This window comes from Allobosea sp. (assembly GCF_017308015.1).
Classification (GTDB): domain Bacteria; phylum Pseudomonadota; class Alphaproteobacteria; order Rhizobiales; family Beijerinckiaceae; genus Allobosea.
Genome location: NZ_JAFKFW010000019.1, coordinates 61,709 through 83,627, shown reverse-complemented (window position 1 = coordinate 83,627; position 21,919 = coordinate 61,709). Strand labels below are relative to the sequence as shown.

Genomic DNA, 21,919 nt, shown 5'->3' with positions numbered 1-21,919 from the left:
TGGTATCGGTTAACGCCGATGATCAAGAGCGGGCCCACCGGCCCGCTCTTTTTTATTGGCCGCGACCCGCCGGAGGCAGACGGAACGGTCCGGGCCATGAGTGAACCCACCCACGAGCCGATAGCGGCACCCGATCAGGAACCACGCCTCGTCGTCGAAAGCGGCGTGGCCGCGCGCGTCGCCGCGATCATCGAGCCGGCGATTGTCGATCTCGGCTACCGGCTGGTGCGTGTGCGCATCACCGGCCAGAACGGCTGCACCGTGCAGATCATGGCCGAACGGCCGGATGGCACGATGAATGTCGAGGGTTGCGAGGAGATCAGCCAGGCGGTCTCGCCGGCGCTCGACGTCGACGACCCCGTCCAGACGGCCTATCACCTCGAGGTATCGTCGCCGGGAATCGACCGGCCGCTCGTGCGCGCCAGCGATTTCGAACGCTGGGCCGGCCACCTCACCAGGATTGACACCAGCGAGCCCGTCGCCGGCCGCAAGCGTTTTCGTGGTATCCTGCGCGGCACGGCCGGGCAGGACGCACTTCTGACGCGTGACGACGCCAAGAGCGAGGAAGAGCGCGAGGTCGCCATTCCGATGCGGGCGATTGCCGAGGCGCGGCTCGTTCTGACCGACGCGCTCGTCACCGAAGCGCTGCGCCGCGGCAAGTCCGGCCTGCCGCCGGAAATGCCGGCTGCCGAAGATATCGCCAGCCCGAAGAAGGGCCGAGGGAAATCGCTGGGACCGCGGCCGAAGAAGGCCGGCAAGGCGGACCCGCAAGACAATAACGAAGAGGAGTGAGCGTCATGGTCGTCAGCGCCAACCGGCTCGAATTGCTGCAGATCGCCGATGCGGTCGCGCGCGAGAAGTCGATCGACCGCCAGATCGTCGTCGATGCCATGCAGGACGCCATCGCCAAGGCGGCTCGCTCGCGCTACGGCGCCGAGACGGACGTCCATGCCGAGATCAACACCAAGACCGGCGAACTGCGCCTCGCCCGCCATCTCCAGGTTGTCGACACCGTCGAGAACCCCGCGATCGAGATCACGGTCGACGAGGCGAAGCGTCATAATCCGGCCGCCCAGGCCGGCGACGTCATCGCCGACCCGCTGCCGCCTTTCGATTTCGGCCGCATTGCCGCGCAGTCGGCCAAGCAGGTCATCGTCCAGAAGGTCCGCGAAGCCGAGCGCGACCGCCAGTATGACGAGTACAAGGATCGCATCGGCGAAATCGTCAACGGCGCGGTCAAGCGCGTCGAATACGGCAACGTCTTCGTCGATCTCGGCCGTGGCGAGGCCATCATCCGCCGCGACGAGATGATTCCGCGCGAGACCTTCAAGGTCGGCGACCGCGCCCGCGCCTATGTCTACGACGTGCGCCGCGAGCCGCGTGGCCCGCAGATCTTCCTGTCGCGCACCCATCCGCAGTTCATGGCCAAGCTCTTCGGCCAGGAGGTGCCCGAGATCTACGACGGGATTGTTGAAGTCAAAGCTGTCGCCCGCGACCCCGGCTCGCGCGCCAAGATCGCCGTGATCTCGCGCGATTCCTCGATCGACCCGGTCGGCGCCTGCGTCGGTATGCGCGGCTCGCGCGTCCAGGCCGTCGTCGGCGAGCTCCAGGGAGAAAAGATCGACATCATCCCGTGGTCGCCGGACGTCGCGACCTTCGTCGTCAACGCCCTGCAGCCGGCGGAAGTCGCCAAGGTCGTGCTCGACGAGGAAGCCGACAAGATCGAGGTCGTGGTTCCCGACGAGCAGCTCTCGCTCGCGATCGGCCGCCGCGGCCAGAACGTGCGCCTCGCCTCGCAGCTCACCGGCTGGGATATCGACATCCTCACCGAGCAGGAGGAATCGGAGCGCCGCCAGAAGGAATTCGTGCAGCGCACTGACCTGTTCATGAACGCGCTGAACGTCGACGAGACGGTCGGCCAGCTCCTGGCCTCGGAAGGCTTCCGCAATGTCGAGGAGCTCGCCTATGTCGATCTCTCCGAGCTCGCCTCGATCGAGGGCTTCGACGAGGATACGGCCGGCGAGATTCAGAGCCGCGCCCAGGAGCATCTCGCCGCCGTCGAGGCGGAGCTGGACGAGAAGCGCCGCGCGCTCGGCGTCGAGGACGCCTTGCGCGAGGTCGAGGGCGTCACTACATCGATGATGGTTGCCCTCGGCGAGAACGAGGTGAAGACCGTCGAGGATCTCGCGGGCTGCGCCACGGATGATCTCGTCGGCTGGACCGAGCGCAAGGACGGCGAGACCACCCGTCACTCCGGTTATCTCGACGGGTTCGACCTGTCGCGTCAGGATGCGGAAGCGATCATCATGGCCGCTCGCATTCAGGCAGGCTGGGTCGAGGCGGCGGCCGATGAGCCCGAGGCGGAAGCCGGCGAGGCGGCCGAAGCCTGAGCAGGATTGTCGCGGTGAAGGCGGCGACACGGAAGGATGGACCGGAGCGGAGCTGCGTCGTGACGCGGGCCGTGAAGGTGCCTGACGATCTGATCCGCTTTGTCGCGGGGCCGGACGGCACGCTTGTCCCGGATCTCAGGCGCAAGCTGCCCGGACGGGGTGTCTGGGCGAGCCTCAGCCGCAAGGCCGTGGCGGAAGCGGTCAGGCGCAAGGCCTTCGAGCGTTCGCTCAAGGCGAAGGTCGCGGTTCCCGCCGACCTTCCTGAGATGATCGACGCGCTGATGCTGCGTGATGCGGTCCAGGCACTGGCGATGGCCAACAAGGCGGGGCTCGTGATCGCGGGCTTTGCCAAGGTAGAAGCCCTGATCGGCTCAGGTCGCTGCGTTGGCGTCATCGCCGCCAGCGACGGCGCCGAGGATGGCAAGCGCAAGATCGGCCAGGCCATCAGGCGGGCCGCGGCGGCGCGGGAGACCGAAGGGCTCAAGGCCCGTGAACTACCCGTCGTCGCTATTTTCGCGGCGGCGGATTTGGAATTGGCGTTGGGGCGGGCACATGTGATACATGCCGCGCTTGCTCCGGGTCCGGCGGCCGAGGGTGTTCTCTCCCGCTGGCGTCGGCTCGTCCGGTACCGGACGGACGATATCGCCGCATCCGACCAGAACGATACCGAAGACACGACCGAACCGGCAGGACCGAACGCGGAATGACCGATACCAAGACCCCGGGCGACAAGACATTGACCGTCAACCCGCCCAAGACCCTGTCGCTGAAGCGGCCTGTCGAGCAGAGCACTGTTCGCCAGAGCTTCTCGCATGGGCGCACGAAGCAGGTCGTCGTCGAGGTGAAACGCCGCGCCGCCGGGCATGAGGTCAAGGAGCCCGTCGCGCCGCGTGCGCCGCAGGCCCCGGCGCCGCAGGCGACGCCGTCGCGTCCTGCTGCTCCGCAGCCGCCGCAGCGTCCCGCCGGCAGCATGCTGCTGCGCACCCTCTCCGACGAGGAGAAGGACGCTCGCCAGCGCGCGCTTTCGGAAGCTCGCAGCAGCGAGGCCGAGGCCCGCCGTATCGCCGAGGACGAGGCGCGCCAGCGTGCCGCCGCCGTCGAGCGCGAGCGTCAGGAGCGCGAAGCTGCCGCGGCGCGTCAGCGGCAGGAGGAAGAGCGCCGTCGTCAGGAAGACGATCAGAAGCGCCGGGTCGAGATGGCCGCGCGCCAGCGCGACGAGCAGCCGGGCCGCCCGGTCGCTCCGCCGCCGCAGGCCCGCGAGTCGGCACCAGCGCCGCAGGCCTCCGCGCCGCAGCCCACCCAGTATTATGGCCGCCCGGCTCCGTCCGGCCCGCGGGAATTCGCCCCGCGTCCGCCGATGCGCGATACCGGAGCCCGCCCGCCGCGGCTCGACAGCCGCCCGCCGCGCTCCGATGCGCCGCGTCCGCCGCGGCTCGATACCTCGGCCCCGGCCGAGCCTGCGATCGCCCGTCCGGCGCGTCAGGCGCCTTCGGCCAACACGACGCGCAACCGCTCGGATGATGTCGACGTCAAGGCCGCCTTCCGCCGTCCCGGCCTGAGCGCCGGTGCCGGCCGCGGCCCGGCTCCCGCCGCGCCCAAGACGCCGAAGACCACGAACGACAAGCCGCGCGGCCGCCTGACGCTCGCCACCGCCACCGGCGGCGACGACGAGCGGACACGCTCTGTCGCCTCGTTCCGCCGGCGCGTGCAGCGCATGACGGGCCATCGGGCTTCGGATGCGCAGAAAGAGCGCGTGATGCGCGAGGTGATCATCCCTGAGACGATCACCATCCAGGAACTCGCGAACCGCATGACGGAGCGCGGTGTCGATGTCATCCGCTTGCTGATGAAGCAGGGCGCGATGCACAAGATCACCGATGTGATCGATGCCGACACCGCCCAGCTCATCGCCGAGGAAATGGGCCACACCGTCAAGCGCGTGGCCGAATCCGACGTCGAGGAAGGTCTGTTCGACACGCCGGACACGGATGAGACCCTGGAGTCGCGGCCGTCGGTCGTGACCATCATGGGCCATGTCGACCACGGCAAGACCTCGCTGCTCGATGCGCTCCGCAAGACCAAGGTCGTCGCGGGCGAGGCCGGCGGCATCACCCAGCATATCGGCGCCTATCAGGTGACGACTCCGCTGGGCTCGAAGGTGACCTTCATCGATACCCCCGGCCACGCCGCGTTCACGGCGATGCGCGCCCGCGGCGCCAAGGTGACGGACATCGTCGTGCTGGTCGTCGCGGCCGATGACGGCGTCATGCCGCAGACGGCCGAGGCCATCAATCACGCCAAGGCGGCCGGCGTTCCGTTGATCGTTGCGATCAACAAGGTCGACAAGCCCGACGCCAATCCCGATCGCGTTCGCGCCGAACTGCTTCAGTACGAGATCCAGGTCGAGACGCTGGGCGGCGAGACGCTCGAGGTCGAGGTTTCCGCCAAGACCGGGCACAATCTCGACAAGCTGCTCGAAGCCATCTCGCTCCAGGCCGAGCTGCTCGACCTCAAGGCCAACCCCGATCGTGCGGCCGAGGGCACGGTCATCGAGGCGAAGCTCGACCGTGGCCGCGGCCCGGTCGCGACCGTGCTCGTCCAGCGCGGCACGCTGCGTACCGGCGACATCGTCGTGGCGGGTGCCGAGTGGGGCCGCGTCCGCGCGCTCATTGCCGATACCGGTGCGCAGGTGAAGGAGGCCCCGCCCTCCATGCCGGTCGAGGTTCTCGGCTTCAACGGCACGCCCGAGGCTGGCGACCGCGTCGCAGTGGTCGAGTCCGAGGCCCGCGCCCGCGAGATCACCGACTACCGCGAGCGTCAGCGTCGCGACCGCCTCGCTGCGCGCGGCGCGGCTTCCGGCGCCGGCCGCTCGCTCGCCGAGATGATGCGCGAGCTGAAGGAAGGCGCTGGCCGCAAGGAGTTTCCGCTTGTCGTCAAGGGCGACGTGCAGGGCTCCGTGGAAGCTATCGTCGGCATGCTCGAGAAGGTCGGCAACGACGAGGTGCGGGCTCGCGTCCTGTCCTCGGGCGTCGGCGCGATCACCGAGTCGGACGTTACGCTCGCCCAGGCTTCGGGCGCGGTCGTGGTCGGTTTCAACGTCCGGGCGCACAAGGAAGCGCGCGAGGCGGCTGAGCGGGCCGGCGTCGAGATCCGCTACTACAACATCATCTATAACCTCATGGATGACGTGAAGGATGCGATGTCGGGCCTGCTGGCGCCGACGCTGCGCGAGACCATGCTCGGCAACGCGACGATCCTCGAGATCTTCAACGTCTCGAAGGTCGGCAAGATCGCCGGCTGCCGCGTCACCGACGGCACGATCGAGCGCGGTGCCAATGTCCGTCTGATCCGCGACAACGTCGTGGTTCACGAGGGCAAGCTCGGCCAGCTCAAGCGCTTCAAGGACGACGCCAAGGAAGTCGTGGCAGGCCAGGAATGCGGCATGTCCTTCGAGAGCTATCAGGACATGCGCGTCGGCGACGTGATCGAGTGCTATCGCGTCGAGGAGATCAAGCGCAGCCTTTAACGGCCGCGCTTCCTGAAACAGCGCGTCATGGCCGGGCCTTGAGGTCCGGCCATCTCGTGACGAGAAGAGCGCGTCCAGCGCCTTATCATCCTGAGACGGCGGGCTTGGGCTCGCCGGGACGTTTGATCCGGTCCGATCCCGGAGAAACGAGAACCATGGCTAAACCTGCAAAACCCTCAGGCCCGTCCCAGCGGCAGTTGCGCGTCGGCGAACTGATCCGCCATGCGCTCGCCGAGATGCTGGCGCGTGGCGATATTCATGACGACGTGCTGGCCCGTCATGTCGTGACGGTGCCGGAGGTACGGCTTTCCCCGGACCTCAAGCTCGCGACTTGTTACATCATGCCGCTCGGCGGGCAGGACATCGCGGCGGTGCTCAAGGCGCTCGACGCCAACAAGCGCTATCTGCGCGGCGAGATCGCCCATCGCGTGAACCTGAAATATGCGCCGGATCTGCGCTTCCGCGCCGACGAGAGCTTCGCCGAGGCCGAGCGCATCGACGCGCTGCTCGACACCGAGGCGGTGCGTCGCGACACGCAGGTCCAGCGCCTCAAGATCGACCAGGACCACGAAGACCAGATTCCCGAAGAAGACCGTCGCAACGATGACTGCTGAGACCCCATCCGAGTCCGCCCGGAATCAGGATACCGCGCCGGCACCGCGCCCGAAAAAGCGCGATATCCATGGCTGGGTCATTCTCGACAAGCCGATCGGCATGACCTCGACCCATGCTGTCAGCGTCGTGAAGCGTGCGTTCGGGGCCAAGAAGGCCGGCCATGCCGGCACGCTCGACCCGCTGGCGTCGGGCCTGCTGCCGATCGCGCTGGGCGAGGCCACCAAGACCGTTCCCTTCGTGATGGATGGCCGCAAGGCCTATCAGTTCACCGTCGCCTGGGGCACGCAGACCAATACCGACGATACCGAGGGTAGCGTCATCGCGACCTCGGACAAGCGCCCGGACGAGGCGGCGATCGCCGCCCTGCTGCCGCGCTTCACCGGCACGATCCTGCAGACGCCGCCAAAATTCTCGGCGATCAAGATCGCCGGGGAGCGCGCCTATGACCTCGCCCGCGACGGCGAGGAGGTCGAGCTGGACGCGCGGCCGGTCGAGATCGACGCCCTCGCCATCGTCAGCCATGACGGCGCCACCACGACCTTCGAGGCCGAATGCGGCAAGGGCACTTATGTCCGCGCCATCGCCCGGGACCTTGGCCTTGCGCTCGGCTGCCTTGGTCATGTCGCGCATCTGCGCCGCACCCGCGTCGGACCGTTCTCCGTCGCCGAGGCTGCGAGCGTCGAGAACCTGCGTGAGAGCCCGGAAAGCGCGTTGGCGGCGCTCCAGCCGGTCAAGGCGGCACTGACGCTGATCCCGGAGATCGTGCTCCACCGTGACGCCGCAGCCCGTCTCAAGCGCGGCCAGAGCGCGCTGCTGCGCGGCGCCGGCGCCCCGATCGAGCTGGAGGCTGCCTACGCCACCTGCGCGGGCACGCTGGTCTCGACGGGTTCGGTCCAGAACGGCGAGTTCGTCCCCCACCGCGTCTTCAATCTCTGAGAGCGGATGGGCGAAAGCCGCAGGAAGCAGCAGTTCGGGAGCCTGGCCCAGGATGGCAGGCTCCAGTTCTGGCGCATCGGCTGCGTTTTCGGGATCGCCGCCGTCATCCTCGCGACGGCCTGCTATTTCACCTACAGCCACAACCGGAAGCTCCTGGCGCGCGCCGATCGCGCGGCAGGGACCGTGGTCGAGATGCGGCATGGCGGCGGGGATTCGACCTATCGGCCGGTCGTGAGCTTTCAGACGGCGCAGGGGCAGGCCGTCACCTTCATGACCTCATGGGGCACGAGCCCGCCGGCCTATCGCAGAGGCGATCAGGTGACCGTGCTCTACGACGCTGCGACGCCGGAAAAGGCCGAGATCGAGGGTTTCCTGTCCCAATGGCTGGGAACCCTGATCCTTGCCGGCCTGACCACGGTCTTCGGGCTGCTCTCGGCGATCCTGATGATCGTGGCGAAGCGGGGCTGACCGGCTTCAGGCCGCCCGCTTCAGCCCATCCCGTGCCCAGATCGCGCCGAGCGCGGCCACCAGCCGGTCGATATCGGCGTCGGAATGGAAGGGCGAGGGCGTGATCCGCAGCCGCTCCGTGCCGCGCGGCACGGTGGGGTAGTTGATCGGCTGGACATAGATGTCGAAGCGCGCGAGCAATTCGTCGCTGATCGCCTTGCAGGCCTTCGCCTCGCCGACCATGACCGGCACGATATGGCTGGGATTGGCGAGATGCGGGATGCCAGCGGCGTCGAGCTTGCCCCGCAAAGCCGCGACGCGGTCCTGCTGCCGTTCGCGCTCGACCGAGCTTTCCTTGAGATGCCGGATCGCGGCGATGGCGCCTGCGGCCACGGCCGGCGGCAGCGAGCTGGAGAAGATGAAGCCGGAGGCGAAGCTGCGGATGAAGTCGCAGAGCGCAGCCGAGCCGGTGATGTAGCCGCCGATGACGCCATAGGATTTCGCCAGCGTGCCCTGGATCAGGGTGAGCCGGTCGGTCAGCCCCTCGCGCTCCGAGATGCCACCGCCGCATGCGCCATACAGGCCGACGGCATGGACCTCATCGATATAGGTCATTGCGCCGAATTCCTCGGCGATGTCGCAGAATGCGGCGATGGGAGCGATGTCGCCATCCATCGAATAGACTGACTCGAAGGCGATGAGCTTCGGCCGGGCCGGATCGAGCGCCGCAAGCTTGCGGCGCAGGTCTGCTGGGTCGTTATGGGCAAAGATATGCTTCTCGGCCCTTGAATGCCGGATGCCCTCGATCATCGAGGCATGGTTCAGCCCGTCCGTCAGCACGATGCAGCCGGGAATGCGCGATGCCAGCGTGGAGAGCGAGGCCCAGTTCGAGACATAGCCGGAATTGAAGATCAGCGCGGCTTCCTTGCCGTGCAGGTCCGCGAGCTCGCGTTCCAGCAGCACGTGGTAATGGTTGGTTCCGCCGATATTGCGGGTGCCGCCGGCGCCGGCGCCGCTGCCGTCGAGCGCCTCATGCATCGCGGCGAGTACCTTCGGATGCTGGCCCATGCCGAGATAGTCGTTCGAGCACCAGACGGTGACGTCGCGCGGGCCGCTCTCGCCATGATAGGTCGCGGTCGGAAAGCGGCCGGCCTGGCGCTCCAGATCGGCGAAGACGCGATAGCGACCCTCGCTGCGCAATCCGTCCAGCTCTTCGCGGAAGAAACTCTCGAAATCCATTCCAGCCTCCTGCGGCGCGCCTCTCCTAGGCCTTTCGGGCCTTTAGCGGAATGGTGCGCGGTGTCGCGGCTGGAATCGTTCTACTTCGAGTGACCGGCCAGTTCCAGAATCGTTTCGATGAGGACGCGGATGGCGATGCCTGCATCCGCCTCGGTCATGTTCTCCAGCGGCGAGTGGCTGATGCCCTTCTCGTTGCGCACGAAGAGCATGGCGACGGGCGCGACCGCGGCGATTGCCATGGCGTCGTGCCCGGCGCCGGAGGGGAGGCGCCGGCCGGCGAGGTTGCTGCCGGTCCGCGCGATGGCGGCAGCCAGCGCATTCTGCAGGGTCGGCTCCATCGGCACGGCCGCGGCCCTGGCATAAGGGATGATCTCCAGCCTGACGCCGCGACGCTCTGCGATCTCGCCGAAGCGGCTCTTGATCTGCGCCTCCATCGAGGCGAGCGTCTCGTTCCTCGGCGCGCGGTAGTCGATGGTGAATTCGGCCGCCCCGGGGACGACATTGGTCGCACCGGGCTCGGGCCGAAGCACGCCGACCGTTCCGACGGCAAGCTCATGTGCGCTCGCGATCTGTTCCAGCGCCAGCGCCATCTCGGCGGCGGCGGTCAATGCGTCCTTGCGCAGGGTCATCGGCACGGTTCCGGCATGGCCCGCCTCGCCGCTGACGCGCACCTGCGCCCGGCTTTGCGCGTTGATGGCGGTGACGATGCCGACCGGCTCGCTCTCCGCCTCCAGTACCGGCCCCTGCTCGATATGGACCTCGAGATAGGCCCGGATCGAGCCAGGCTTGCGGGCGAGCGCCGGAATTCCCGCCGGATTGCCGCCAAAGGTGACGAGAGCCTCGCCGAGTTTGACGCCGTCGCTGTCGCGTGCCTCGAGCCAGGCGGGATCATAGGCGCCGGCCAGCGCTTCCGAAGTCGAGAGATGGGTGGGAAAGCGGACATTCTCCTCGTCGCCGAAGCCGACCACCTCCAGCGGGAAGGGCAGGTTGATCCCGGCATCGCGCAGCGCCTGCGCCGCGAGGATGCCGGCGACGACGCCGAGATTGCCGTCGAAGCGCCCGCCATCCTTGACCGTGTCGATATGCGAGCCGATCAGCACGGCCGCTGCGCCCGGCACCGTGCCTTCCCGCCTTCCCTGCACCGAGCCGGCGGCATCGATGAAGGCGGTGAGACCCGCGACTTCCATTGCGCCCTTGACCCATTCCGCCGCCTGCCTGTGTGCGGGCGAAAGATAGAGCCGCGTCAGCTTGCCGGGCTCGTCGCTGAAGCGATTGAGGCCGGCAAGGGCGGCGAAGGCACGGGCACCGAGGACGGCGGCGGAGGGAAGCGTCTGCGTCATGCCTGTCAAGCTAGAACAGGGCTCTTGAAACGGCGACCGTCAATTTCGCCCGGCAGCTTCTCTCCGGCGGCATGATCCGTCTTCGCTGACGCTTGCCTCAGTAGGTGGCGCGGCCGCCGGAGAGGTCGAATACACCGGCTGTGGTGAAGCTGTTCTCGGCCGAGGCGAGGAAGGCCACCATCGAGGCGACCTCGTCCGGCAGCAGGAAGCGCCCGCGAGGGATCTTCGCCAGCATGTAGCCGATATGCTCCTCGCTCATCTGGTCGAAGATGCGGGTGCGCGCGGCGGCCGGCGTGATGCAGTTCACGGCGATGTCCTTGTCGGCGAGCTCCTTGCCGAGGGATTTCGTCAGCGCGATCACCGCCGCCTTCGAGGCCGAATAGGCGGAGGCGTTGGGATTACCCTCCTTGCCCGCGATCGAGGCCACCAGGACGATGCGGCCGTAGTTGCGCCTGACCATGCCGGGGATCACCGAGCGGCAGCAATGCAGCGTGCCGTCGACATTGAGCTTCATGACGCGGGCCCAGTCCTCCAGCGGGTATTCCCAGGTCTTGTGATTGGGGCCGGCGATGCCAGCGCTGGTGACGAGGATATCGATGCTGCCATGCTGGGCTTCCAGCGCGTCGCTCGCCTTCTGCACGGCTTCGGCATCGGTCACGTCGACGCCGACGCCGATCGTGCCGTGGCCGATCTCGACCGCCGCCTTGCTGGCGAGTGCCGCGTCGACATCCCAGATCGCGACGCTCGCACCGCTCTTGGCAAAGCGTTCGGCGACGGCACGGCCAATGCCCTGCGCCCCGCCTGTCACGATGGCGACGCGCCTCTTTAAATCGATTTGGTTCATGCCCAGCCCTCCCGGCTTTTGTACGGGTCACCCTAGCCGGGCGGATCGGCGCCGGCCAAGAGGGCATGGCCGTTTCGGTGAAATGTGCAGAGCTGCCATGCAGCCCGTTAAGGACGATGCCAGAAAGCCCGGCGAGGTGAGGCTGCTCCCGCGTGTCGGATCGGAGCGGTTTCTGGGGCGCCTGTTCCGACATGGGACGGTGCCCGGAAGGGGGCGGCGAGCCGAAGGCGGCTTTCGTTCCGGTTCGGTACAAGGCCTTGTTGCTGCAAGAGGATTGCCATTAACGCGGCTTCGCGGATCGCGGGAATAAGCCGTTCACCTTTCAGCCGGCTTCGCCTTGACCCGGGCCCTGAAACGGCAAAGACAATCATGTCATTCGCACCGGGCTGCCACGCCCCGAGCCGAGGACACCGTGCCCGCAACCGCCATCACGCTCGCCAGTGAAGCCAGGAGCCGCAAGCGGCCGGGCTATGCCAAGCGCGACATCGGCGGCATAGGAATCGCCGTGATGGAGCGCGAGACGGCGATCGCCGAGGTCACTGACGCGGTGCTGACCGGCGGTCATATGAAGCTCGCCTTCTGCAATGCCAATCTGGTGAACGTGGCGGCCGACAACACCGCCCTGCAGCGCAGCCTCTCGACCTTCCTCGTGCTGGCAGATGGCATCGGCGTCGATCTCGGCAGCTGGATGCTCTACGGCAAGGCCTTCCCGGCGAACCTCAACGGGACGGATTTCTTCCCCACGCTCTTCGCTCGTGCCGGGCGGCCGATACAGGTCGCTCTGCTCGGCGGCCGGCCGGGCGTTGCGGATCGCGCCGTCGCGAACCTGGCGCAACGCTATCCGGCGCATCGGTTCAGCGTCGTCTCGCACGGCTATTTCACCGCCGACGAAGAAACCGTCCTCCTCGGCAAGCTGAAGATCCAGCGCCCGGACCTGCTGCTGGTGGCGATGGGCAACCCGCTGCAGGAGCGCTTCATCGCCGACAAGCTGGGGCCGCAGCATTGTTCGGTCGCGGCCGGTGTCGGCGCGCTGTTCGACTTCTTCGCCGACGAGGTGCCGCGCGCGCCCGAGCTGGTGCGCCAGATCAGGCTCGAATGGATGTATCGGCTCTGGCTTGAGCCGCGCCGGCTCTGGCGCCGCTACGTCCTCGGAAATCCCGCTTTCCTCCTGCGCATGGCCCGGCAATATGCTGTCGGCGGCCGACGGAGCGGGTGAGTCCGGCACATTGAGCGAAACCTTTGCCCTGGCGACCCCGAGCTACAGGGGCGATATCGAACGCTGCCGGCTGCTTTGCGCCAGCATCGACCGTTTCGTCACCGGTCATGCGGTCCATTATCTCCTGGTCGAGGATCGTGACGTCCCGCTCTTTCGCGATCTCGAAGGACCGCGTCGCCGCATCCTGCCGGAATCGCAATTGCTGCCGGGCTGGCTGCGATCGCGGCCCGATCCCCTCAGCTTCGGCAAGCGCCGCCTCTGGACCGGCGCGCAAGCCCTTGCGCGCGGCGTCCCGCCCTTGCGCGGCTGGCATGCCCAGCAGCTCCGGAAATTCGCGGTGGCCCAGGCCGGCACCGAGGACGTCATCCTCTTCGCCGATTCCGACATGCTGTTCGTGCGGCCTTTCGACCTGACCAGTTTGTCGGACGATGGCGCGATCCGGCTTTACCGCAAGCCCGATGCGATCACCGCCGACATGGCGCGCCATATTCCCTGGTGCACGCATGCCTGCGCCCTGCTCGGCATCGATCCGCCCTCGTTTCCGAGCCCCGATTACATCAACAACATGGTGAGTTGGCGCCGCGACCATGTGCTGGCCCTGCTCGACCATGTCGAGAGCGTCAGCGGGCGCGACTGGATCTCCGCGATCGCCCGCGAGCGGCAGTTCTCGGAATACATGATCTACGGCTATTTCGTCGAGCGCGTGCTTGGACTCGAGGCCGCCGGCCACTGGCCGGACGCCCGCGAGCTCTGCAAGGTCTACTGGTTCAGCGAGGACGTAGCCGGGATGGATCGGCTCGCCTCCTTCGAGGAGGTGCTGGAGCCCTGGCAGGTCGCCGTCGGCATCCAGTCTTTCATCGGCCAGCCGCTCGACCGCATTCGCGCCCTGTTTGAGCAACAAGCCTCAGCGTGAAAGCCTGCGTCCCTGCGCCAGCAGCGTGTAGGTGAAGCCGGCCGAGGCGAGATAGACCACGCCGAAGACGACATTCATCCCGGCAGCCCAGCTTCCGGCCGCCGGGAAGCGTGTCATCACCAGCGAGATCAGCCCGGCCTTGATGGCGGTCAGCAGGCACAGGAGCGCGATGCGCGAACCGGTGCGTTCGCGGGCATAGAGCAGCTCCGCATGGTACTCGACGAGATTGCGGAAGGCCGGGACCAGCAGCATCGGCACGAACAGATAGGCGGCTTCCGAGACATTGCGCCCGAGCAGATGCGGGAAGGGCTTGAGCGCGATGATCACGGCGACGAGCCCGGCGATCGAGACCAGCGCGATGCCGGCCTCGTAAGCCGCGAGCCGTTTGAAGCCGCCGATGCCGCGATCCTGCATGATCTTCTGTACCAGCATCTGGTTGAAGCTCCGCACCGGCATGGCGGTGAGGTCGATCACCCGGAGCGCGATCGCGTAGAGACCGGCGGTGCGCTCACCGGCGAGGCCCAGCACCAGGAGCTTGTCGAGCTCGGACTGGACGTAGAACACGATATCGGCGGCGCCGGCGAAGACGGCATCCGCCATGCGGCGCGGATAGAGGCTGCGCACGAGGCGCCAGCGCGCCCTCGGCAGGAACGCGATGAGCGCGATCAGGGCGCTCGCCATCGTCGCTCCGCAATAGGCGAAGGCCCAGATCTCGAGACTGGCCTGACCGAAGGCGGCGAAGAGCAGCGCGGCGATTGTCCGCAAGCCCGAGCCGATGATGACGAGGACGGCTGCCTGCCGGAAGCGCCTCAAGCCGTTATTGACGATGGCGACGACCTCGACGAGCCGCCAGCCCAGCACCTCCGCGGCGATGATCACGGCGAAGGGCAGGAGCGCGAGCCGCTCCGCGAAGAGCAGAAGATAAGCGGCTCCGGCGACTGCGACGATCAGGGGCAGCGACAGGGCGGAGAGGCCGGCGAAGCCGGAGAGATAGGCGCCGAGCAGGCGCGGCTTGACGGTGGCGACGCGGTAGAGCGGCGAGATGAAGCCGAAGGCCAGCAGGCGCGACAGGATGAGCCCGGTCGAGGACGCGGTCGCGAACAGACCGAATTCGCCAAGGGTCAACGTATTCGCAACGATGAGGAAGTAGACAAGGGAGATCACGAGCCGGCCGGCGGAGCCGCTCAGGATGGTGAGGTAGGCGAAGATGGTGGTGCGATCCGGCAGCATGACCCGTTTCCGCGGCGGCTGGCCCGGCGCGTGCCTTAAGCGTTCCAGCGTGAAGAAACCCTCTTAGCCCAGAGGCGTTGAGCGACCCTAAACGACACGGAAGCGTCCCGATTGACCGAGCAGAAGCCCGACATGGACTGGAATGAAGCGGTGCCGACGCGCCGCGGCGTGCTGCGCGGGGCCTCCGCCTGCCTGATGGCCGGCGCCATGTCCGGGAGCGGCGCTGCAGCCGTGCGGCCGATCCCGTTCGGCTCTGCAGCGGAGATCGGCGCCTTCCGTGACGATGCGCGCTACCGCGACGCGCTGAAGCGCTATTGCGATGTCGTCGTGCCGATGAACGACCTGAAATGGGAGGCGTTGCGGCACGACCAGCCGCGCTTCGATTTCTCCGGCGCCGACGAGCTCGTGGCCTTCGCCCAGGCGAACAGGAAGGCGCTGCGCGGGCATACCCTGCTCTGGGGCGAGGCATTGCCCAACTGGGCCAGGGAGATGACGACACGGGCCGAGGCCGAGCGCGAGCTCGTCAACCACATCGAGATCGTCGTCGACCGCTACAAGGGCAAGATCGCGACCTGGGACGTGGTCAACGAGGTCATCAAGTACGATCCCACGGATGGCGGGCCCTGGCGCGACACGATCTGGCAGCGCCTGCTCGGGCCGGAGCATGTCGATATCGCCTTCCGCACCGCGGCGCGGGTCGATCCCAAGGCTCGGCTCGTGCTCAACGATTTCCATTTCGAGGAGCCGATCCCCGGCGCCGCCGCGCGCCGCAAGGTCGCGCTCGATATCTGCCGGCGCCTGAAGGACAAGGGCATCCCGGTGCATGGCGTCGGCATGCAGGCGCATCTCTATGCCGACAAGGGCATCGATGTCGACGGCGTGCAGCGCTTCATGCGCGATCTCGATGAGCTCGGCCTCGATGTCGAGATCACCGAGCTCGACGTGATCGACTGGAAGCTGCCGGCCCCCGCGGCGCAACGCGACAGGATCGCGGCGGCTCTGGTCTCGACCTTCCTCGAAGCGGTCGTCTCGGCCAAGCGCCCGAAGGCGATCGTCGCCTGGGGGCTGACCGATCGCTATTCTTGGGTTCACGAAACCTTCCCGCGCAAGGACAGCGCCCGAGCCCGGCCATTGCCGCTTGATGCCGATTACCGGCCCAAGCCGATGATGGCAGTGCTCGAGCGCTACAGGCGCGGGCTAGCATGATGCGGGACAGTGAAGCGTAGCGTCATGTTCACGACCGAGCCGGCTGCGAGCGAAGCACAGGAGAGACCGGACCGCCGCGAGCGGCCGGCCTCAGACATGCCTGCCCAGCTCGCCCGTCTCGCTGATCCCGTCTGGATCGTCGGGACGCTCTGGGCGCGGCGCGGGCTGATCCTGCTGATGGCTGCGCTGGGCCTGGCGCTCGCGATCCTCGCAGGATTGCTGATGACGCCGAAATATGTCTCGACCGCGCAGCTCTTCATCGATCCGCGCGACCTGCGCGTGCTCCAGAACGACGTCTCGCCGAACACGGTCGGCAGCGACCCGACCTCGATCACGGGCTATCTCGAAAGCCAGGCACGGATCATCGCCTCCGACAGCATCAAGTCGCGCGTCGTCGAACGGCTAAACCTCGACCGCGACTCCGATTTCGGCGGGGGGGCGGCTGGTTTCCTCGCCCGCATGCTGGGGGCTGATACCGGTCCTTCGCCCAAAGCGACGCTCTATGCACTGGCGGCCCTCGACCGCACGGTCGCGGTGCGCCGTGGCGAGCGCACATTCGTGATCGACATCTCCGCGACGGCTCAGGATCCGGACAAGGCCGCGAAGATCGCGAATGCACTGGCCGAGGCCTATCTGGAGGATCAGGCCGCGGTGCGCGCCGAAGCCGCGCAGAAAGCGACGGCCGCGCTGACCAGCCGTCTCGAGGAGTTGCGCAACCGACTGCGCATCGCCGAGGAAAAGGCGGAGAAATACAAGGAAGCCAACAACATCGTCGGCGTAGGCGATCGCTCGCTCGGCGAGCAGCAGCTTTCGCTCAACAGCACGCAGCTCGTCGCGGCCCGGACCCGTGCGACCGAGGCGAAGGCGAAATACGACCAGATAGCGAGCACCCGTGCGTCCAGCATCGAGGCCGGGGCCATTCCGGAAGCGGTCGCCTCCAATACCATGACTGCCCTGCGCGCCCAGCTCGGCGCCGCGCTGGCGCGCGAGGCCGATCTCGTCTCCTCGCTCGGCGTGCGGCATCCGGCGCTCGCCTCGGCGCAGTCGCAGGTGCGCGACGCCAGGCGCCAGATCAGTGAGGAACTCGCCCGCATCGGGCGCGCAGCCAAGGTCGAGTATGACCGCGCGGTCGAGGCCGAGCGCCAGCTCGCACGTCGGGTCGATCAGCTCACGGCCGGGCAATACGCGGCCGGTCGAGCGTCGGTGCAATTGCGCGAGCTCGAGCGCGAGGTCGAATCTTCCCGGGCTATCTATGACGCTTTCCTGAAGCGCGCCCGTGAGACGGGCGAGCTCGGCGGCATCGACACGACCAATGCCCGCATCATCAGCCCGGCCATGCCGCCGCTGGAGAAGAGCGGCATGAGCCGTCGGACGCTGGCGCTGCTCGGCGCTTTCGGCGGGGGCGGGGCGGGCGTCCTGCTGGCGCTGGGTCTCGCCGTTTTCGCCGTGCCGCGTCAGCCGCCGCAGCCTTCGAAGCGCGCGCCGTTCTGGCGCCGCGCGCAGCGTCCGGTCGCTACCGAACCCGTCGAGACCGAGCGACCGGCACCGGCGCCGGCGCCCGCGCCGGCTGCCGTGATTACGCCGCCTCCGCCCAGGCCGGCTGCGCCATCCGAGCCGCCACCGCAGCAGCAGCCCTCTCGGACAGGTGCTGCGCCAGTGAACTGGCGGCGCCTCATGGCGATCCCGGGCGGCGCCGCGAAGCGCGCTGCAAATCCGCCGCAAGCCGTGCCTGTCGCTCAAGCTGCTCCGGAAATCGCTTCCGGTCCCGCTGCGCTGCCGATGCTTGGCACCGTCCCGCAGGTGCGCAACCGTCGTTGGCGCCGCGACGTGGCCGAGGCGCGCTCGGTCTTCCAGGGTCAGACCCATCTCGTCGATGTCATCGACAAGCCGCAATCCGGTTTCGCCGCCGCCATCGCTGCGACCCGGCACGAGCTGGCCGGGGCCGCAGGCGGCGAGCAGCGTCGCCGTATCCTGGTCGTCGGCCTGGAGCCACGTGCGGGGGCGACCACGCTGGCCCTCAACCTGGCGCTCGATGCGGCTCGATCCGGTCTGCCCGCGCTGCTGGTCGATGCCGGCGGTGGCGCCCATGGTCTGACAAAGGTCTTTGCGGCGGATGCCGTGATCGGGCTCGGCGATGTCATGTCCGGCCGGGCCGCGCTGGGCCGTGCGATCATGAAGGACGAGGGCACTGGCCTGACCTTCATGCCCTATGCAGGGGGAATCCCGCCGGCCGGGGTGGGCCCGTTACGGACGGGGGCCTTCGCGGCGACGCATCGCTTCGGGCCCGTGATCGTGGATGGCGGCCATCCCGCGGCTGATGGCCTGATCGGACGCTTCGCCGAGATCGTTGACGATATCGTGCTGGTCGGGCGCGAGGGCAAATCCGTTCAGGCCGAGGCCGAGCGCCTGAAGGAATGGCTCGGAGTGCATGCGGGCAAGCTTCGCGGTCTCGTGGTCAACGCGGCTTGAGACGAGCGGCCCGGCGCGATTCCAGTCAGTTCTTCTCAGGCTTGCGATACTGCTCGTTGGTGACGCCGAATTCAGACATCAGCCGGCCGAGCGCGACCTGGGCATGGTAGAGTCCGATCAGGGCGGAGCGGGTGCGGGTGCCCAAGGCGAGACCGCGCGGAACTGACGCGGCAAGCAGCACGAGCGATTTCGCCAGCACGCGTAACCTCCCGCCCGGCCCCGGATTCTGCCGCCGTTCGATCGCCGCGGAGATCGCGCCGTTGCGCAGGCCGCGGGCATGGATCCAGTCGAATTCGCTGCGCCTCTTCGGCATGGTCTCGCGTTGCGCGGCCTCCTGAACCCACCAGAAGCGGAAGCCGGCAGCTTTGGCGCGGGTGAAGAAATCGGTGTCGCCCCCGCCGGTGAAGTCGAAGCTTTCATCGAGGAAGGGGAAGCCCAGCTTGTCGAGCACATCGCGTCGGATCAGGTAGTTTGCGCTCGAATACAGCATGGGCACCGGGCCGCTCGTGCCATAATGCGAGCGGAACACCGGATGTGCCGAGAGCCAGGCGCGCGAGTCATCGGCGAAGACGGGCGTGACCGAGCCGCCGAACAGGTCGGCGGGCGCTGTGCGGGCTGCGGTGATCAAGGCGTCGAGCCAGCCGGGATCTGCCTCTTCGTCGTCGTCGATTCCGAGAATCTGTTCCAGCGCCGGGAAGCGCGTCAATGCGCAGCGCCAGGCGGCGTTGTAGGCCTTGCAGTTGCCCTGGCGTGGTTCGACGATGACCAGGCCCTTGAACAGCCCGTCAGCGAGCAGGGCGCTGGCGCGCGCGGCGCCGGCTCGCTCGATGCCCTCGTTCTCGACGACGATAACGGCGAAGTCGTGCCCGCCCTTCTGGCCGGCGAGCGAACGCAACGTGGCCTCCAGCATGTCCGGGCGTCGGAAGGTCGGGATACAGACGACGCTGGTGACGTGGGAGAGCTCGTCCGGCGCCGAACGCGCCGCTATCTCGAAACTTTCGGGCGTGTCGAAAGCCGGTGCGGCAGAGCGGGCTCGCTCGCCTCTGGTCGTGCTTTCGTTCGTCTGGCTGGCCATGGTCATCGTGCCGCAGGCTAGGTCATGGCAGCTTAAGGTTCGGTGTTCGTCTTCGTCGAAAGGGTGACCACTCCCGGCGGCTCCCGTTGATCATAGCCGCCGCCACGGCTTGACCTGCCCGGCCAATGAGAGGAGTGGAGTTACCAACCTGCCGACGAGCACTCTCCTTGCGCCTTGCTTTCCTGACCTCGCTCATCCCCGTCGCCCGGCCGGATACCGGCTTCGAGATCGCCAATGCGGCGATCCTTTCGGCGCTGCGCGAGGCGGGTCACGATGTCGTCGCGATCGGTTTCCTCCGCCCCGGCGAGATCCCGGCCGACCCGGCGCAGGCGATCGTGGTCGCAGAGACCGATATCGAGAACGCGGTGGCGCCGACCGCTCGGAAGCTGCGCTGGCTGTCCGCCGCCGTCCGGTTCGGGTTGCCGGTGGCCAGCGCGAAACTCAGGCTCGCCGGAGCCGGGCGCTTCGTCGAGGCTATCCGGGCGCACGGGCCTTTCGATGCGCTGGTCCTGAATTCGGTGATGCTGCCCGGTGCTTTTCCCGAGTTGCTTGGGATCGCGCCCTGTATTCTCGTCGAGCACAATATCGAGCATGTCTCGGCCCGCCAGAATGCGGGGCATGCCGGAAACCCGCTGCTGCGCCGGCTCTACGGCCGCGAGGCGCGGCTGCTGGAACGGCTGGAGCGACGGCTCTGGGGCGAAGCGCGTTTCATCTGGACGCTGGCTGAGGAGGACCGGCAGGCGCTTGGCCTCGCCTATCGGGAAAAATCCTGTGTCCTGCCGCTGGTCTCCAGCGACCCCGTCGGGACGCAGTCCGACGATCGCTGCGAGCCCCCGATCTTCGACATCGGCTTGATCGGCACCTGGACCTGGGGCCCCAACCTCATCGGCCTCGAGTGGTTCCTGCGCGAGATCGGCCCGCTTCTCCCCGCGGATATCCGGATCGCCGTTGCCGGCCGCATGCCGCCTGAGCTGCAGGCGTCGCCCAATGTGAGGCTGGTCGGGCGCGTGCCCTCGGCCGAAGGCTTTCTACGCTCCTGTCGGCTCGTCGCGTTGTCGAGCCGGGCCGGAACAGGCGTGCAGCTCAAGACGATCGAGGCGATGCAGCTCGGCCTTCCGGCAGTCGCCACGACCCTGTCCTGCCGCGGTTTCACGGAGCTGCCCGCCAATTTCACGCTTGCCGATACGGCCGGAGATTTTGCCCGGGCCCTGATGGAGCGCGTCGCGGCGATCCGCACGGGAGATCGTCAGCGCGTCGACGGCGCGGCCTTCATGAAGGGCCAGCGCGCGGCGCTCGCGAACGGTCTCGCGCAAGGCCTCGCCGCAGCTCTGGGTTGAGAGCGTCTATTCCGCCGCGACCCGGTTTCGGCGGCCGATCAGGCCGAAGATCGGCCCGGCAGAGACCATCACCAGGAAGACGCGGATGATGTGGTGGGCCGCCACGAAGGCGACTTCGGTATGGAGCGCCAGCGCGATCAGGCTCATCTCGGCGAGGCCGCCGGGCGAATAGGCGAGGATCAGCGGGACATGGCCGTGCACGGAGACCAGCGCGACGAGCCAGGCGAAGCCCAGCGTCAAGGCCAGCAGGATCGCGGTCGAGCCTACAGAGAGCACCAGCACGCGCAGGATGATGCGCGGTGCAGTCCCGATGAATCGGCAGCCGATCGTCACACCCAGCACGAGTTGCGCCGCGTTGACGATTTCCGAGGGCGGCATTGCGGCGCTGAGCCCCGTGATATGCACGACTGCGCTGGCGAGCATCGGGCCGAGCAGATACTTCGCGGGCATCCGCAGCCAGTGCCCGATGATCACGCCGGCGATGCCGCAGCCGATCAGCCAGAGTTCGGAACCGAGCGGCGTCTGCGACAGCGAAGGGCCGGCGACGCGCCCGCCGCCCAGCGTAACGCCTCCGATCCACTGCACGATGAAGGGCAGGGTCATCACGACGAGCAGGATGCGGGCCGAGTGGATGAGCGCGATGATGCGGGCGTCGCCGCCCTTCTCCTCGCCGACCGTGACCATCTCGATCAGACCGCCCGGCATGCCCGAGAAAAAGGCAGTGACCGGATCGAACCCGGCGACACGACGGAAATAGGTGACGCAACACAGCCCGCAGGCGACCATGAACAGCACGAGCCCGGCGAGCGTCGGCAGCCAGTTCGGCAGTTGCGAAACCACCTCCGGCCTGAACGAGGCGCCGAGCATCACGCCGATCACCGCTGTCATCGGGGGGCGGATCACCGCCGGCGCCGCCACGGGCATGCGGACCAGGGCGGCAAAGGTGCAGAACACCATCGAACCGAGCATCCAGGGCAGCGGCAAACGGGCCTGCACGAAGAGCCAGCCGCCGAGCCCGCCGAGCGCCAGCGCCAGGGCGAAGCGCCGATAGGGGAAGCGGCGGGGAGCAAGCGCCTTGAGCCCGCCCAGGAAATCGTCGAGCAGGACCTTCATCGCCGCGTTCCGCCGCGCCGGCC

18 protein-coding genes are annotated in these 21,919 nt (G+C 67.8%); 12 read left to right on the top strand and 6 right to left on the bottom strand.

Translation table 11 applies throughout. The features are described from left to right. Positions 1 to 96 precede the first annotated feature (96 nt). From rimP to J0I42_RS16295, 7 genes are all read left to right on the top strand, one after another. Entirely contained in the window at positions 97 to 792 is a 696-nt protein-coding gene (gene rimP, locus J0I42_RS16325) for a ribosome maturation factor RimP (protein ID WP_366509837.1), read from the top strand. 5 nt (positions 793 to 797) lie between these two features. After that, positions 798 to 2,390 carry a transcription termination factor NusA gene (gene nusA / locus J0I42_RS16320; protein WP_291656264.1) on the top strand — a complete coding sequence of 531 codons (1,593 nt, stop codon included), beginning with the start codon at positions 798 to 800 and terminating at the stop codon, positions 2,388 to 2,390. A gap of 14 nt (positions 2,391 to 2,404) precedes the next feature. After that, entirely contained in the window at positions 2,405 to 3,097 is a 693-nt protein-coding gene (locus J0I42_RS16315; RefSeq protein ID WP_291656263.1) for an RNA-binding protein, read from the top strand. After that, a complete protein-coding gene (gene infB, locus J0I42_RS16310) occupies positions 3,094 to 5,916 on the top strand; it encodes a translation initiation factor IF-2 (RefSeq protein ID WP_291656261.1) in 2,823 nt (940 codons plus the stop codon). Before J0I42_RS16315 ends, infB begins: the two co-directional genes overlap by 4 nt. 155 nt (positions 5,917 to 6,071) lie before the next feature. Next, complete coding sequence (gene rbfA, locus J0I42_RS16305) at positions 6,072 to 6,530, top strand: 30S ribosome-binding factor RbfA (protein WP_291656259.1); 459 nt, start codon at positions 6,072 to 6,074, stop codon at positions 6,528 to 6,530. Beyond that, a complete protein-coding gene (gene truB / locus J0I42_RS16300) occupies positions 6,520 to 7,467 on the top strand; it encodes a tRNA pseudouridine(55) synthase TruB (protein ID WP_291656257.1) in 948 nt (315 codons plus the stop codon). The genes rbfA and truB overlap by 11 nt, the downstream gene beginning before the upstream one ends. A gap of 6 nt (positions 7,468 to 7,473) precedes the next feature. Beyond that, positions 7,474 to 7,935, top strand: coding sequence for a DUF3592 domain-containing protein (locus tag J0I42_RS16295; RefSeq protein ID WP_291656255.1), 462 nt, complete (start codon positions 7,474 to 7,476; stop codon positions 7,933 to 7,935). 6 nt (positions 7,936 to 7,941) lie between these two features. Here J0I42_RS16295 and hemA read toward each other — a convergent pair whose 3' ends face one another. The 3 genes from hemA to J0I42_RS16280 all read right to left on the bottom strand — a co-directional run bounded on the left by hemA (position 7,942) and on the right by J0I42_RS16280 (position 11,337). After that, complete coding sequence (gene hemA / locus J0I42_RS16290) at positions 7,942 to 9,153, bottom strand: 5-aminolevulinate synthase (RefSeq protein ID WP_291656253.1); 1,212 nt, start codon at positions 9,151 to 9,153, stop codon at positions 7,942 to 7,944. An 80-nt stretch (positions 9,154 to 9,233) separates the two neighbouring features. Then, a complete protein-coding gene (locus J0I42_RS16285; protein ID WP_291656251.1) occupies positions 9,234 to 10,493 on the bottom strand; it encodes an allantoate amidohydrolase in 1,260 nt (419 codons plus the stop codon). Between the two features lie 97 nt (positions 10,494 to 10,590). Then, positions 10,591 to 11,337, bottom strand: coding sequence for an SDR family NAD(P)-dependent oxidoreductase (locus J0I42_RS16280; protein WP_291656250.1), 747 nt, complete (start codon positions 11,335 to 11,337; stop codon positions 10,591 to 10,593). A 412-nt stretch (positions 11,338 to 11,749) separates the two neighbouring features. Between J0I42_RS16280 and J0I42_RS16275 the strand changes: the two genes are divergently transcribed. Further along, entirely contained in the window at positions 11,750 to 12,553 is an 804-nt protein-coding gene (locus J0I42_RS16275) for a WecB/TagA/CpsF family glycosyltransferase (protein ID WP_291656248.1), read from the top strand. A 10-nt stretch (positions 12,554 to 12,563) separates the two neighbouring features. Beyond that, positions 12,564 to 13,466 (top strand): DUF6492 family protein, encoded by a 903-nt coding sequence (locus J0I42_RS16270; RefSeq protein WP_291656246.1) that lies wholly within the window; start codon positions 12,564 to 12,566, stop codon positions 13,464 to 13,466. On the opposite strand, the gene J0I42_RS16265 is transcribed toward J0I42_RS16270, so the two are convergent. Next, positions 13,458 to 14,696, bottom strand: coding sequence for a lipopolysaccharide biosynthesis protein (locus J0I42_RS16265; RefSeq protein WP_291656244.1), 1,239 nt, complete (start codon positions 14,694 to 14,696; stop codon positions 13,458 to 13,460). The two genes, J0I42_RS16270 and J0I42_RS16265, sit on opposite strands and share 9 nt — an antisense overlap. 111 nt (positions 14,697 to 14,807) lie before the next feature. On the opposite strand from J0I42_RS16265, the gene J0I42_RS16260 reads away from it, so the two are divergent. Further along, the gene (locus J0I42_RS16260; protein ID WP_291656242.1) at positions 14,808 to 15,902 is read left to right on the top strand and encodes an endo-1,4-beta-xylanase; all 1,095 of its coding nucleotides are present in this window, start codon (positions 14,808 to 14,810) and stop codon (positions 15,900 to 15,902) included. 9 nt (positions 15,903 to 15,911) lie between these two features. Continuing rightward, positions 15,912 to 18,371 (top strand): Wzz/FepE/Etk N-terminal domain-containing protein, encoded by a 2,460-nt coding sequence (locus J0I42_RS16255; protein ID WP_291656240.1) that lies wholly within the window; start codon positions 15,912 to 15,914, stop codon positions 18,369 to 18,371. A 25-nt stretch (positions 18,372 to 18,396) separates the two neighbouring features. On the opposite strand, the gene J0I42_RS16250 is transcribed toward J0I42_RS16255, so the two are convergent. Further along, positions 18,397 to 19,446: a glycosyltransferase family 2 protein gene (locus J0I42_RS16250; protein WP_291656238.1), complete on the bottom strand. Its 1,050-nt coding sequence runs from the start codon at positions 19,444 to 19,446 to the stop codon at positions 18,397 to 18,399. Positions 19,447 to 19,613: 167 nt separating this feature from the next. On the opposite strand from J0I42_RS16250, the gene J0I42_RS16245 reads away from it, so the two are divergent. Then, positions 19,614 to 20,783 carry a glycosyltransferase gene (locus tag J0I42_RS16245; protein ID WP_291656236.1) on the top strand — a complete coding sequence of 390 codons (1,170 nt, stop codon included), beginning with the start codon at positions 19,614 to 19,616 and terminating at the stop codon, positions 20,781 to 20,783. Positions 20,784 to 20,789: 6 nt separating this feature from the next. Here J0I42_RS16245 and J0I42_RS16240 read toward each other — a convergent pair whose 3' ends face one another. Continuing rightward, positions 20,790 to 21,896 carry an AbrB family transcriptional regulator gene (locus J0I42_RS16240; protein WP_291656234.1) on the bottom strand — a complete coding sequence of 369 codons (1,107 nt, stop codon included), beginning with the start codon at positions 21,894 to 21,896 and terminating at the stop codon, positions 20,790 to 20,792. Positions 21,897 to 21,919: the final 23 nt, after the last annotated feature.